The 14184-nt window shown below is 66.5% G+C and carries 12 protein-coding genes; 7 read left to right on the top strand and 5 right to left on the bottom strand.

The annotated features are described in order from the left end of the window. Positions 1–170: 170 nt before the first annotated feature. The 5 genes from ACIA5H_RS35335 to dnaE form a co-directional block, all read right to left on the bottom strand. Complete coding sequence (locus tag ACIA5H_RS35335; protein ID WP_355078328.1) at positions 171–626, bottom strand: hypothetical protein; 456 nt, start codon at positions 624–626, stop codon at positions 171–173. A gap of 116 nt (positions 627–742) precedes the next feature. After that, positions 743–1648: a hypothetical protein gene (locus ACIA5H_RS35330; RefSeq protein WP_397080423.1), complete on the bottom strand. Its 906-nt coding sequence runs from the start codon at positions 1646–1648 to the stop codon at positions 743–745. Then, on the bottom strand, positions 1645–1956 hold the full coding sequence (locus tag ACIA5H_RS35325; RefSeq protein ID WP_355078330.1) for a hypothetical protein: 312 nt from the start codon (positions 1954–1956) through the stop codon (positions 1645–1647). Before ACIA5H_RS35325 ends, ACIA5H_RS35330 begins: the two co-directional genes overlap by 4 nt. Next, complete coding sequence (locus ACIA5H_RS35320; protein WP_397080421.1) at positions 1956–2399, bottom strand: hypothetical protein; 444 nt, start codon at positions 2397–2399, stop codon at positions 1956–1958. Before ACIA5H_RS35320 ends, ACIA5H_RS35325 begins: the two co-directional genes overlap by 1 nt. Positions 2400–3213: 814 nt before the next feature. Further along, the gene (dnaE, locus tag ACIA5H_RS35315) at positions 3214–6762 is read right to left on the bottom strand and encodes a DNA polymerase III subunit alpha (RefSeq protein WP_355078332.1); all 3549 of its coding nucleotides are present in this window, start codon (positions 6760–6762) and stop codon (positions 3214–3216) included. A gap of 479 nt (positions 6763–7241) precedes the next feature. Between dnaE and ACIA5H_RS35310 the strand changes: the two genes are divergently transcribed. From ACIA5H_RS35310 to ACIA5H_RS35280, 7 genes are all read left to right on the top strand, one after another. Further along, a complete protein-coding gene (locus tag ACIA5H_RS35310) occupies positions 7242–8438 on the top strand; it encodes a sensor histidine kinase (protein ID WP_397080419.1) in 1197 nt (398 codons plus the stop codon). 237 nt (positions 8439–8675) lie between these two features. Then, positions 8676–9473 (top strand): LytR/AlgR family response regulator transcription factor, encoded by a 798-nt coding sequence (locus ACIA5H_RS35305; protein WP_397080417.1) that lies wholly within the window; start codon positions 8676–8678, stop codon positions 9471–9473. Further along, a complete protein-coding gene (locus ACIA5H_RS35300; protein ID WP_355078335.1) occupies positions 9470–9835 on the top strand; it encodes a hypothetical protein in 366 nt (121 codons plus the stop codon). The genes ACIA5H_RS35305 and ACIA5H_RS35300 overlap by 4 nt, the downstream gene beginning before the upstream one ends. 139 nt (positions 9836–9974) lie before the next feature. Further along, complete coding sequence (locus ACIA5H_RS35295) at positions 9975–11729, top strand: cation acetate symporter (RefSeq protein ID WP_379255691.1); 1755 nt, start codon at positions 9975–9977, stop codon at positions 11727–11729. Positions 11730–11882: 153 nt separating this feature from the next. After that, positions 11883–12239 carry a DUF485 domain-containing protein gene (locus tag ACIA5H_RS35290; protein ID WP_355078337.1) on the top strand — a complete coding sequence of 119 codons (357 nt, stop codon included), beginning with the start codon at positions 11883–11885 and terminating at the stop codon, positions 12237–12239. Further along, positions 12236–13873 (top strand): cation acetate symporter, encoded by a 1638-nt coding sequence (locus tag ACIA5H_RS35285; RefSeq protein WP_355078338.1) that lies wholly within the window; start codon positions 12236–12238, stop codon positions 13871–13873. Before ACIA5H_RS35290 ends, ACIA5H_RS35285 begins: the two co-directional genes overlap by 4 nt. Before the next feature lie 51 nt (positions 13874–13924). Further along, the coding region (locus tag ACIA5H_RS35280) for an acetyl-coenzyme A synthetase N-terminal domain-containing protein (RefSeq protein ID WP_397080414.1) at positions 13925–14184 on the top strand (260 nt) is incomplete at its 3' end.

Below are 14184 nucleotides of genomic sequence, written 5' to 3'. Positions count from 1 at the left end.
CAGCCCGACCGCCGACCCGAACCCGACAGTGCGGAATCCGCCGATCAGCTGGCCAGGCAGCCCGGGCCGAGCAGCGCCTTCAGATCACCCATCAGTGCCGACGACGGTGAGACGAGCCCATCGTCGCGTCGAGCGACAGCACGATCCGGGCGGTGGGTTTGGAAGATCGTCTATCGATGGAGGGCGAATTTCGTGGTCAGCTCGGTAAGGAAACGGACGGATTCGACCTTGTCGGCGTCGGTCAGGTGCAGGGGCCCGTTAGCCGTTCGAATCTCGGTGTCCCGGATTACCAGAACAGCGTTCCAACTATTAACGCGAGTGGCAAACCGCACCCTGTTCGAGGGATTCCTTTCGTCTGCTCGCATGTCATACACCCACACTGCATCACCCAGATCGGGCTTCTTCTCATACCCGCGCATGCCCTCTGTTGGGTCCGGCTCGTTCGGTGCCTGCAGCACGGTGTAGTAACCAACCTGGTCTTGTCCCTGAAAGAGTTCGCACCTCCCACCGCCCAGATCGGGTAGGTTGCTATCTGGGGAGAAGGGCGGGTCGGGCTGTATTTCAACGGCGTGCAGCTGTGTTGTGAAGAAGTTGATCAGTGCATCGCACAGCTCTCCCTGCGTCATGGCCGGTCGAGCCTGAGTCGAAGTAGACGACGATGAAGGTGAGGCCGGAGGCGGCGACGAACATCCGGTCACTACATTCACCGCGACAGCGGCGACCACGGTTGCCAAGGCAACCCTCATTGGCCCACCGTCCAGTCGGATTTGTCGCCGTCCTTGGCCGACGCATCGCCTATCGCTTCCCGAATTCCGCCGATTCCCGCACCATAGGATGCCTTGACGCCACTCGGCCACTTGCCGTCGGGCAAACCTTTTTGATTCGCTACAATCTGCATGATATTGTTCCCCTCGATCATATCGGTCTTGGCTGCATCGGCCATACTCTTCACAACGCCGATAATGAAAGTATTTGCAGCCTCCACCACTGCCACAAGATTCTTTATGAGCGAGACGGCACCCCCGACCGATATCTTGACAACATCAAGCAAGTCCTTGACGCTGCTCAACGCGGCATCTTCAACCTTCGCGATCAGGTCCTGCGTCTTTGTGGCGAGCTCGCCGTAGAGAGCCAATTCAGACGAGGCGATTCTCTCCAGGCTTCCTGCAATTTTATCGAATTCTAGCGGCAAGCTGTCCAACGGAACTTGTTGCCTGGTGCGCATTTCGCCGTACCTGACAGCTGCATCACCTTGCCATTCGGCGGTACTGAGGACAGTGTCGCCGAAGTCGTTCCCTGCCGCAAGCAAGTTCCCCCTCAGCGTGCGCCACTCGTTTGCGACATCGATGAACTTGATTGGAACCTCGAGGTCCGGATCGAGCACATCAAGCTTATCCCAGGTTTCGCCAATAGCCTTGTTCGCTTTATCCCGCTCACTCCAGATCTGATCGACCGTATCCTCCACTGTAAGCGCCGGACCTAAATTTCCGGTTAAAGCGCCGCCATAGGCCTGCGAGCGGACAATCTCAACGAGATGGCCAGCGTATGTGTTCACCTTTTCCGGAAGATCACCGATTTCGTCCTTCTTCTTCCTGAGAAACTCAACCTTCTCGAGCAGACTTTGACGGTTGTCCACAGGACTTGTCATATATCCCCCTCGAGCTTGACCAGCCTTCCTTTATTAGCAAGGTCTTCGGCTTCGTACGTGTCGTGCACATACTTGAGTACGCTGGCGATATCCCGGAAAACGGTGACACCTTCGGCCAGTCTATCGCGGAAGTAACCAGGGGCGGGCTGATACTTCGCCAGAGCTTCCGCGAACGTGCCCGCTTCCGTAGCAGTTATTTCGAGCTTTTGGGTCGTTCGAATCCCCGCCTCGAGGTCGTCGGCAGCTTCATTCCAATTGGTAACGGCCAATTTCATGGCGCCCAAACTAAGTGTCAGCTTGTCGGCCATCATGCCATCCTTTCATTCAGGAGTCGCAGGCGGTGGCGGTCCAGCTCGTTTTCCAGGTCAGCATCTGAATAGCGTGAGTAGTCGCCCCGTGCGGTGAACTTCGGGCGCATGGCACGTATCCCTTCTGCGCACCACAAAATTTCGTCGCCGATCTGATCGGGATGCGCGGTCGCCACCCAGTCACTCCAGACAGCGATCGACCGCAAATGTGTGCGGTCGGCGGTCATGGTGACAGGATGGCGTCCGCGAATCGAAACTCGGCCCGATGCTTGGTACTCGCCGCTGTCGATCATGCTGCTGGACACACTGCTGTATTGTTCCCAGGTCTGCGTCTCGAGCAACACCATCAGGATCGTCCGGTGATCCGGAGTCGCCGCATCTGAGATTTCCTGCGGACTCGGCCAATGACCACCGGCGCACAGCTGCTCCGTGCGCTTCGCCACGGCAGCTCTATATGCCGCCATGAGTTCATCGCCAACCTCATGGGGCTCAACATAGCGACTCCACCGCGGGCTCATCGAGATACGGACTGGAAGACATCCGCCGCCGAGTTCCATTGAGACGAACGATGATCCGACACGGGGTTGACTCGAGGACAACTCGGATAGCTGGAGGCTTGCCCCAACCTGCGATGGTGGCTGCCGCTGGCGTAGGAGAGGTTCCGGCATGGGAGGAGACGGCTCCGAAACCGGCTGAGCGACGTTGGACCTCTTCGGCACAAGGGGCTCCTCGTCCCAGAATTCGTTGGGATCGTCGTAGTGGTTGTAGAACCCACCAACAGTCATAGTGGAACCTCACCTGATTCGTGCTGGAGTAAGGCGTCGCCCCTTGGATGAAGATCCACTTGCCGCCCCACTCGCATCTCCCTGCCGGTTCCCTACCCTGTCGGAACCCAACCGTCTTGTCAAACGGGCATTCCACGGTCGATGCGGTGCCGAAATGCCAAGCGAGACTCGTCATCTCGGGATAACCATCTGCTCACCTAGGGGAGTTTCACTGCCCTGCCGCATTTTCGACGCTGTCCCATTTTCGGTGGTAGCGGATCCTGGACTAGCCACCACGGATTCGGTGCCGGAGTAGGCAGATCCCGCGCAGCCGTATATCTGCCGTTTTGATCAGCTTCGTTTCGTATTGACGCCTTCGCCGGGTCCGTTGCTGTAACGCAGGGGGGAACCGGCGACGACAGCATCGTGGTCTTGGTCGAGACCGGTCAAGAACAGGTTGAATTCGGTCAGGCTCGCTTCACGGACCCGCCGATCAGCTGGCCAGGCAGCCCGGGCCGAGCAGCGCCTTCAGATCACCCATCAGCGCCGACGACGGTGAGACGCGCAGGCGTTCATCGAGTTTCAGCAGTGTGGTCTTGTCTCGTGCGCCGACGTGCCGGATATGGACATCCGACGTGCCGGGGTGCCTGGACAAGACGCGCTTGAGTTCGCCGATCTTGTCCGGTGTGCACATGCGGGTGGTGACGGTGACCGCGAGCGGCTTGGCCACGCCGACGGCGGAGAGGTCGGGCACGGCGAGATCGTTGGCGATCAACGAGATTCGGTCGTCGCGGACCGAGACGCGCGCCTTGACCAGCACCACGGCGTCCTCGACGACGTCCATGCCGTACACCGAGTACGACTGCGGGAAGAACAGCACCTCGATGCCACCGGTGAGGTCTTCCAGCTGCGCCGAGGCCCAGGCCAGACCGTTCTTGTTGATGCGCCGGTTCACCGAGGCCAGGATGCCGCCGACGGTCACCTGAGTGCCGTCCTTGATGTCGCCTTCCAGGATGGCGGGAATCTGCGTGTCGGCCTGCGCGGCGAGCACGTGCTCGACGCCGTTGAGCGGATGCCCGGATACGTACAGCCCGAGCATCTCCCGCTCCAGCGCGAGCCGGTGCTTGGACTCCCACTCGTCCTCTGGCACCTTCACGTTGAACACCGAGGTCACCGACTCGTCGGCGTCCAAGCCGCCGAACAGGTCGAATTGACCCATCGCCTCGGCTTTCTTGGTGGCCATCACCGCATCGATGGCGTCCGAGTGGATCAGCATCAGACCCTTGCGCGGATGCCCGAGCGAGTCGAAACCGCCCGCCTTGATGAGCGATTCGGTGACCTTCTTGCTCGCGGCGATCGCGTCGATCTTGTTCAGGTAGTCGGAGAAGTCGGTGAACTTCGACTTCTCCTTGCGCGCCTGGATGATCGAGGCGACGACGTTCGCGCCGACGTTGCGCACCGCGCCGAGACCGAAGCGGATGTCCTTGCCGACCGAGGCGAAGTTCTGCTCGGACTCGTTGACGTCCGGCGGAAGCACGGTGATGCCGAGACGGCGGCAGTCGGACAGGTAGACCGCGGCCTTGTCCTTGTCGTCACCGACGGAGGTGAGCAGGCCCGCCATGTACTCGGCCGGGTAGTTGGCCTTGAGGTAGGCGGTCCAGAACGAGACGAGGCCGTAGCCCGCGGCGTGCGACTTGTTGAACGCGTAGCCGGCGAACGGAAGGATGGTGTCCCACAGCGCCTTCACCGCGGCCTCGGAGAAGCCGTTGGCGGTCATGCCCTCGTGGAAGCCCTTGTATTCGGCCTCGAGCACCTCGAGCTTCTTCTTACCCATGGCCTTGCGCAGCGCGTCGGCCTTGCCCATCGAGTAGGAGGCGACCTTCTGCGCGATGAACATGATCTGCTCTTGGTAGACGATCAGGCCGTAGGTCTCGGCGAGGATGTCCTTGAGCGGCTCCTCCAGCTCCGGATGGATCGGCTTGATCGGCTGCCGCCCGTTCTTGCGGTCGGCGTAGTCGTTGTGCGCGTTCATGCCCATCGGGCCGGGCCGGTACAGCGCGAGCACGGCGACGATGTCGTTGAAGCCGGTGGGCTGCATGCGGCGCAGCAGGTCGCGCATGGGGCCGCCGTCGAGCTGGAAGACGCCGAGCGTGTCACCGCGCGAGAGCAATTCGTAGGTCGCGGGATCGTCCAGCGGCAGGTTGTCCATGTCCAGGTCGATGCCGCGGTTGGCCTTGATGTTGTCCAGCGCGTCACCGATGACGGTGAGGTTGCGCAGGCCGAGGAAGTCCATCTTCAGCAGGCCGATGGCCTCGCAGGACGGGTAGTCCCAGCCGGTGATGATCGCCCCGTCCTGGGGCCGCTTCCACACCGGGATCGCGTCCATCAGCGGCTCGGAGGACATGATCACCGCGCAGGCGTGCACACCGGCGTTGCGGATCAGGCCCTCCAGACCGCGCGCGGTCTCGTAGATCTTGGCCACATCCGGGTTGCTGCCGATGAGCTCGCGGACCTCGGCTGCCTCCTTGTACCGCTCGTGATCGGGGTCCATGATGCCCGACAGCGGGATGTCCTTGGCCATGATCGGCGGCGGCAGCGCCTTGGAGATCTGGTCGGCGATGGCGAAACCGGGCTGGCCGAACTGGACGCGCGCGGAGTCCTTGATCGCGGCCTTGGTTTTGATCGTGCCGAAGGTGATCACCTGGGCGACGCGGTCGGTGCCCCACTTCTCGGTGGCGTAGCGGACCATCTCACCGCGGCGGCGATCGTCGAAGTCGATATCGATATCGGGCGCGGACGGGCGCTCCGGGTTCAGGAACCGCTCGAACAGCAGGCCGTGCGGCAGCGGGTCGATATTGGTGATGCCGAGCGCGTAGGCCACCAGCGAACCGGCCGCCGAACCACGGCCGGGACCGACCCGGATGCCGACCTCCCGCGCGTGCTTGACGAGGTCGCCGACGACGAGGAAGTAGGCGGGGAAGCCCTTCTGCTTGATGACGTCGAGTTCGAAGTAGGCGCGGGTGTAGTACTCCTCGGGCACGCCGCCGGGGAACCGGCGCGCCAGGCCTCGGTCGACCTCTTTGCGCAACCAGGAATCCTGGTCCTCGCCCTCGGGCACCGGGAAGACCGGCATGCGGTCCTTGAAGGCCCACACGTCGTCGTAGGACTGGACCCGTTCGCCGATCAGCACCGTGTTGTCGCACGCGCCGGGCACCTCGGCTTCCCAGAGCGCGCGCATCTCCTCGGCGGACTTCAGGTAGTAGCCGTCACCGTCGAATTTGAACCGGGTGGGGTCCGACAGCGTCTTGCCGGTCTGCACACACAGCAACGCCTCGTGATTGCTCGACTGGTCCTTGGTGACGTAGTGGCAGTCGTTCGTGGCCAGCGGCGGAATGCCCAGCTGCTTGCCGACGTTCAGCAACCCCTCCCGCACCCGGCGCTCGATGGACAGGCCGTGGTCCATGACCTCGAGGAAGAAATTGTCCTTGCCGAAGATCTCCTGCCACTTCGCGGCGGCCTCCAGCGCCTCACGGTCGTGGCCGAGACGCAGACGGGTCTGCACCTCGCCGGAGGGGCAGCCGGTCGTGGCGATGATGCCCTCGGCGTACTGGGCGATGATCTCCGCGTCCATGCGCGCCCACTTGCCGAGCTGCCCCTCGATGGAGGCCAGCGAGGAGAGCTTGAACAGGTTGCGCAGGCCGGTCGCGTTCTCGGCGACCATGGTCATGTGCGTGTAGGCGCCGGAGCCGGAGACGTCGTCGCCCTTCTGGCTCGGATCGCCCCACTGCACGCGCTTGGTGTCGAACCGGGAGGCGGGCGCGATGTAGGCCTCGATGCCGATGATCGGCTTGATGTCGTGCTTCTTGGCCGAGTTGTAGAACTCCGAGGCGCCGTACATGTTGCCGTGGTCGGTCATCCCGACCGCGTTCATCCCCAGCCGTTTCGCCTCCGTGAACAGTGGCGAGATCTTCGCCGCCCCATCGAGCATGGAGTACTCGGTGTGGTTGTGCAGATGGACGAACGATCCGGACGAGGCGGCCAAGACGGTCCTTCCTCCCAAGGTCTCGACGGGGGTTGGCTGGACCGATTCTAGGCGGGCGCACCGACTGGTTCGGAACGGCTCGCGGACGCTCCTCGGGCACCCGGCGTGTCGGTGGGGAAGATCACCGGCGCGTCCTGGCGACTCGCCGTCTGAGCGGCCGATTTCCGCGAGTGTCGCGATCGTGCCGAATGCCGGAACACCCCAATGACTCGACCCGTTCGGGCGACCGCCGTGTCGATCGGCTGTCGCGAGCGCCCGCGCTCGGTGGCCCGCCCGTATTCACGCCCACGGCCGCCACCATGCCGCACACGATCTCCCGGCAAGCGGCACTGCGTCCCCGTCGCCGGATTCGGCCCGTTCGCGCAGGCGCTGTCTGGATCGGATGCGCACCCGCGTCCGCACCACATGGCCGCCACCTGCCGCACGCGATCGGAGCACCGCGATAATCGGCCCATGAAGTCCCCGCGCCGCTGCCCGCCATGACCACCGCGCTGGCCGTCGTGGCCGCGGCCGCGTTGATCGCCGGTGCGTTGCTGATCTGGTCGCGCACCCGCAGAGTGGTGACCACCCCCGCCGAGCGGGCGGTGCATTCGGCGCTGCACACCGCGTCGCTGGCGGCGGTTCCGCTGCGGCGCGGGCTGACCGAGGAGTCCGCGCGGGAAGCCGCGCCCCATCTGCGCGCGCTCACCGGCGCCGAGGCGCTCGCGCTGGCCGACGCCGACGGCACGCTGCTCGCCTGGGACGGACCGCACGCCGAACTGGCCGAGTACTTCGGCGAAGCCGCCGAACGCGCCGTCGCGGGCGAGCGTCCGGTGCTCGTGGCCGGACCCGGCCGCAGCGAACACGCCGGGCGCACGCTGATCGCGCAACCGTTGCTGATCGAATCCAACGGCGTGGCCGGTGTGCTGGGCGTCGTGAATACCGGGCAACCGGGGCCGGGGCGGCTGGGTGCGGTCGCCGAAGTGGCGCGGTACGCCTGCGGGCAGCTCGAATTGGCCGAACTGGACGCGTCGCGGGCCCGGCTGGACCGGGCCGAGGTGCGCGCGCTGCGGGCGCAGATCAGCCCGCACTTCATCTACAACGCGCTGAACACCATCGCCTCGTTCGTCCGCACCGATCCGGCGCGGGCCCGCGAGCTGATCCTCGAGTTCGCCGACTTCACCCGCTACTCCTTCCGCGCCGCGGGCGAGTTCACGGTGTTGTCGGACGAGCTGCGCAACATCGAGCGCTACCTCGCGTTGGAACGCGCCCGCTTCGGCGACGCCCTCCAGGTCCGGCTGCGGATCGCGCCCGAGGTGCTCGGCGTGGTCCTCCCCTTCCTCGCGCTCCAGCCGCTGGTGGAGAACGCGGTGCGGCACGGACTGGCGGGCGCCGCCCACGGCGGCACCGTCAGCATCGTCGCCACCGACGCGGGAACCGACTGTGTGATCAGCGTCGAGGACGACGGCGTCGGCATGGACCCGGATCTGCTGCGCTCCGGCGCGCTGGACGCCGTCGACACCGGGACGGGCCCCGCGGGCTCCGGAGAGGCCGCGCACGTCGGCCTGGCCAACGTCGACGACCGGTTGCGGGCGGCCTTCGGCGACGACTACGGCTTGGTCGTGGAGACCGCGCCGGGCGCGGGCACGAAGGTCAGCCTGCGGGTTCCGAAATTCCGCGCGGGCATCCGGCCGTGAAACCGGCGCGCGACGCGCCCTAAGCAGGACAGCTCGCGCCCACAACGCACATCGAGCCACGAAACCGGCACACGCAACGCCCGGACGCAGGCACGCGACCACCCATGCAACGCCCAGAAGCACGGGCCCGTGCCCACCAGGCATCCCGGCTCGAACGCGGACGCACACGAGTAGGCAGCCTCACGCCGACGGCACCGGCTCGGCTGCCCAGCGCGAGCCCCTTACGATGGAGCGATTGTGACCCGCGTTACCGGCAAGCCGGCGGGCGCGCTGCGCGTGCTCGCCGTGGACGACGAGAAGCCCGCTCTGGACGAGCTGGTGTATCTGCTGCGCGCACGGGCCGAGATCGGGGAGATCCGCGCGGCGGGCGATGCCACCAGCGCGTTGCGGGTGCTGCGCGCTCATCCCGTGGACGCGGTGTTTTTGGACATCAACATGCCCGGCCTGGACGGTATGGAGCTGGCGGGCATCCTGTCGGAGTTCGCCAATCCGCCCGCCGTGGTGTTCGTGACCGCCCACGACGACCGGGCGATCGCCGCGTTCGATCTGGGCGCGGTGGACTACCTGCTCAAGCCGCTGCGCGAAGCGCGGCTCGCCGAGGCGGTGCGGCGAATCGCGGCGTCCCGCAGCGTGCCGCACCGGCCTGCCGCCGACGAGCGCGCCGATCCGAGCGAGGTCATCCCAGTGGAACTGGGCGGAGTGACCACGCTGGTACCGAGGTCGAGCGTGAGTTGGGTGGAAGCCGACGGGGATTACGCGCGGCTGCACACGAGCGCCGGATCGCATCTGGTGCGGATCCCGTTGTCGGCATTGGAAGCACGCTGGCACGACGCGGGATTCCTGCGGGTGCACCGCTCGTATCTGGTGGCGTTGCGGCTGGTCACCGGGCTGCGCACGATAGGTTCCGGCACGGTGGTGTGCCTGCGGGCCGAGGGCGACGCGCAAGCGGTCGAACTGCCGGTGAGCCGAAGGCAGGTGCGTGAACTGAAACAGCGGCTGGTGCACAGGCCCCGGCAACACTGGGGCAATCAGTGACCGCGCCGCAGCGTCCGGCGCGCGAGCGCGTGGTGCTCTCCGAACGACGCGGCGCGCGGCGAGTGCGCACGAGAGTCGAGGTCGCCGAGCAGACGGAGTTCGGCGAGGCGCTCATCGGCGGCCTGATCCGCGCGCAACTCGGGCTCGCGCTGCGCGTGGGCCTGGTGACGATCGCGCTGCTGTGCGCGCTGCCCATACTGTTCGGCATCGGTTCGATCGGCTCGTTCACGGTGCTCGGCATCCGGCTGCCCTGGTTGCTGCTCGGCGGCGCGGTGTACCCGCTGCTGTTCCTGATCGGCCGGACGTACGTGCGCCTGGCCGAACGCAACGAACAGGACTTCCTCGAACTGGCCGAGGACTGACGGTGCGACCGGCCCGAATGCCTGCCGCGGCGCGGACCACGGTATCGATGCGCTCCGGTCCGACGGGCTTCGTTCGTCGCTCGGCGTATCGGTGCACCTGGTCCGAGAACGCGCGCGCCGCGTTCGAGATCGGTATGTCATGACCTCCGGCACGGCGCCCGCGCTGACGGTCGCGGCGCTGATCCTCGCGGCCCTCGCGACGGTTGCGATCGGCGCGTACGGCGTGCGGCTGGCGCGCACCACCTCCGATTTCCTCGTCGCCTCGCGCAGCGTGGGGCCGCGCTGGAACGCGGCCGCGATCTCCGGCGAATACCTCTCGGCCGCCTCGTTTCTCGGAGTCGCCGGGTTGATCGCGAAATACGGCGCGGACGCGCTGTGGTACCCGGTCGGCTTCACCGCCGGATACCTGGCGCTGCTGCTGTTCGTCGCCGCCCCGCTGCGCCGCTCCGGCGCGTACACGGTGCCCGACTTCGCCGAATTCCGGCTGGGCTCGGTGCGTTTACGCAGACTCGCCGCCACCGTCGTCGTGCTCATCTGCGCGGTGTATCTCATCCCGCAGTTCCAAGGGGCGGGCCTGACGCTGCACATCTTGCTCGGGGTGCCGGACTGGGTGGGCGCGGTGGCGGTGGGCGCGATCGTGATCGCCAATGTGGTGGGTGGCGGGATGCGCTCGATCACCTTGGTCCAGGCGTTCCAGTACTGGTTGAAGCTGACCGCGGTGGCACTGCCCGCGCTGGTGCTGCTCGGGCACTTCCTCGCCGACCAACGGGAGCTCGGCGCGCCCGCACCGCCGGTGGTGTCCGAACGCACGACCGTCGACGTGACCACCGACGTGGTGGTACGGGTAGGTGCACCGCAACAGGTTTCGATCACGGGAACCATCGACGAGCACGCCGTCGACGGCACGGTGCCGCTGACGCCCGGCACGCACGAACTGGCGGCGGGGACGCGATTGGCGCTCGAGGCCGGAGCGGCGGTGCCGGTGGTGGCCGGCGCCCCCGCCGACGGCGCGGGCTGGCTGACGCCCGGCGGCGGACTCGGCGGTCCGCATCCCAGCTACCAGGTCTATTCGTTGATCCTGGCGACCTTCCTCGGCACCATGGGCCTTCCGCACGTGCTGGTGCGCTTCTACACCAACCCAGACGGGCGGGCCGCGCGCACGACCGCGCTCGCGGTGATCGGCCTGGTCGGCCTCTTCTATCTGTTCCCCGTCCTGCTCGGCGTTTTCGCCCGGCTGTACGTACCGCAACTGCTGATCACCGGAACCTCCGACGCCGCGGTGGTACTGCTGCCCGGGTCGGTGGTCGCGGGGCTGCCTGGTCAGCTGCTCGCGGCGCTGGCCGCGGCGGGCGCGATCGCCGCGTTCCTGTCCACCTCGTCGGGGCTGCTGGTGAGCATCGCGGGCGTGCTCAGCACCGACATGCTGCGCGGGCGCATCCGGGACTTCCGCACGGCCGCACTGGTCGCGGGCTCGGTACCGCTGGCGCTGTCGCTGACGGTGGTGTCGCTGGATCTGTCCCGCACCGTCGGCCTGGCCTTCGCCGTGGCCGCCTCCACGCTGTGCCCGCTGCTGGTCCTGGGCATCTGGTGGCGCGGGCTGACGGCGACGGGCGCGGCGGCCGGTCTGGTCGCGGGCGGACTCGCGGCGGGCGCCGCGACTGCTGTCTCGGTCACCGGCGGCTTCTCCGACGACGTGGCGGGCGGCTGGCCCGCCGCGTTGCTGAGCTATCCCGCGGCGATCAGCGTGCCGCTGGCGTTCGCCACCATGGTGCTGGTGAGTTCGTTCACCCGTGGGCTCGGCGCGAGGACGGTGAGCCGGATCTTCGTCCGGATGCACGCGCCGGAGCGCTTGGGCATGGGCGCGGACCGCGAGCGCAGCCTGCGTTCGGACTGAGCGGGCTCGCGCCGACCGTTCGTCGCGCCGTACCGACCGCTCACCGCAGATTCGGACACCTTCGCGGAGTGACCCACACCACAGCCTACTGGTGGCCCCTATCCCTGGCTTACCGTCCTCGAGAAGTAAGCCACGTCACTTGGTAGGACCATCATGACCAGTACCGAACTCGACGACACCGCAGGGCGGCGAGCGCCGAGCGCAGCAGAATTCGCCGAAGTCCAGGCGAGCCCCCAATTCCAGGAACTGCGAACGCGATTGCGCCGCTTCGTGTTTCCGATGACCGCGCTGTTCCTGCTCTGGTACCTCGGTTATGTCCTGCTCGGCGCCTACGCGCACGACTTCATGAGCCGCCCCGTCTTCGGCGAGATCAACGCCGGATTGCTGCTCGGCCTCGGCCAATTCGTCTCCACCTTCGCCATCACCGCGCTGTACGTCCGGTTCGCCAACCGGGAACTGGATCCGCGCGCAGCGAAAATCCGCGGCTACCTCGAGGGAGACCGGGCATGAACACCGTGCACACCTACGCCGCGGCGGCGACGGTCGGCAACCCGGTCGCCAATATCGCCATCTTCGGCGTCTTCGTCGCGATCACGATGATCGTGGTGATCCGCGCCAGCCGGAACAACGCCACCGCCGCCGACTACTTCACCGGCGGGCGCGGCTTCTCCGGTCCGCAGAACGGCGTCGCCATCGCGGGCGACTACCTCTCGGCCGCCAGCTTCCTCGGCATCGCGGGCGCCATCGCGGTCTACGGCTACGACGGATTCCTCTACTCGATCGGATTCCTGGTCGCCTGGCTGGTCGCGTTGCTGCTGGTCGCCGAGATGCTCCGCAACACCGGCAAATTCACCATGGCCGATGTGCTGAGCTTCCGGCTGAAGGAAGGCCCGGTGCGCACCGCCGCGGCACTGTCCACGCTGACGGTGTCGCTGTTCTACCTGCTCGCGCAGATGGCGGGCGCGGGCGGGCTGGTCGCGCTGCTGCTGGATGTCACCGACAAGACCGGGCAGTCCATCGTGATCGCCGTCGTCGGCGTGCTGATGATCGTGTACGTCCTGGTCGGCGGCATGAAAGGCACCACATGGGTGCAGATCATCAAGGCCGTGCTGCTGATCGTGGGCGCGGCGCTGATGACCGTCATGGTGTTCGCCAAGTTCGGTTTCGACTTCTCCGAGATCCTCGGCTCCGCGCAGAAAGCGGTCTCCGGTTCGGCGAACAAGGCCGTCGCCGCGCGCGACGTGCTCGCACCCGGCGCGCAGTACGGCGGCAGCGAGACCTCGAAGCTCAACTTCCTCTCGCTGGGCCTGGCGTTGGTGCTCGGCACCGCGGGCCTGCCGCACGTGCTGATGCGCTTCTACACCGTGCCCACCGCCAAAGAGGCGCGGCGCTCGGTGGTCTGGGCCATCGGCCTGATCGGCGCGTTCTACCTGTTCACCCTGGTCCTGGGCTACGGCGCGGCGGCGATCGTCGGGCCCGATCGCATCCTCGCGGCCGCGGGCGGGCAGAACTCGGCCGCGCCGCTGCTGGCCTTCGAACTCGGCGGCGTGGTGCTGCTCGGGGTGATCTCCGCGGTCGCCTTCGCCACCATCCTCGCGGTGGTCGCGGGCCTGACCATCACGGCGTCGGCGTCGTTCGCCCACGACATCTACGCGAATGTCATCAAGCGCGGGAAAGCCGGTGAGCGCGAACAGGTCCGGGTCTCCCGGATCACCGCCGTGGTGATCGGCATACTGGCCATCGCGCTGGGCATCCTGGCCAACGGCCAGAACGTCGCCTTCCTGGTGGCGCTGGCGTTCGCGGTCGCGGCGTCGGCGAACCTGCCGACCATCCTGTACTCGCTGTTCTGGCGGCGGTTCAACACCACCGGCGCGCTGTGGAGCATGTACGGCGGCCTGATCTCGACGATCGTGCTGATCGTGTTCTCCCCCGCGGTATCCGGCAGCAAGACCGCCATGCTGCCCGGTTCGGACTTCGACTGGTTCCCGCTGTCCAACCCGGGCATCGTTTCCATCCCCTTGGCGTTCCTGCTCGGCATCATCGGCACCTTCGTGGGAGGCAAGACCGAGGACCCGGCCAAGGCCGCGGAGATGGAAGTCCGCTCGCTCACCGGCGTCGGCGCCGAGAAGGCGGTGGTGCACTGAGCACTGCCCGGCATTCCTCGTCCCCTCTGTTCTTTCGTTAGGAGATCTCGCGTGACCAGCGCAACCACCGATGACCGCGACACCACCGCCTACCCGCCCGCCGCGGAGTTCGCCGCCCAGGCGAACGCGAGCGAGGCGCTGTACGACCGGGCGCGGTCCGATCGGCTGGAGTTCTGGGCCGAACAGGCTCGCAGGCTGCACTGGGAGCAGCCGTGGACCCAGGTGCTGGACTGGAGCGAGGCTCCGGTGGCGAAATGGTTCGTCGGCGGAAAGCTCAACGTCGCCTACAACTGCGTGGACCGCCACGTCCT

Origin of the sequence: Nocardia sp. NPDC051900 (assembly GCF_044452545.1) — a bacterium.
Taxonomy (GTDB): Bacteria; Actinomycetota; Actinomycetes; order Mycobacteriales; family Mycobacteriaceae; genus Nocardia; species Nocardia sichangensis.
Note: the sequence above shows the minus strand (reverse complement) of the source record. Positions and strands in the feature narration are given on the sequence as shown.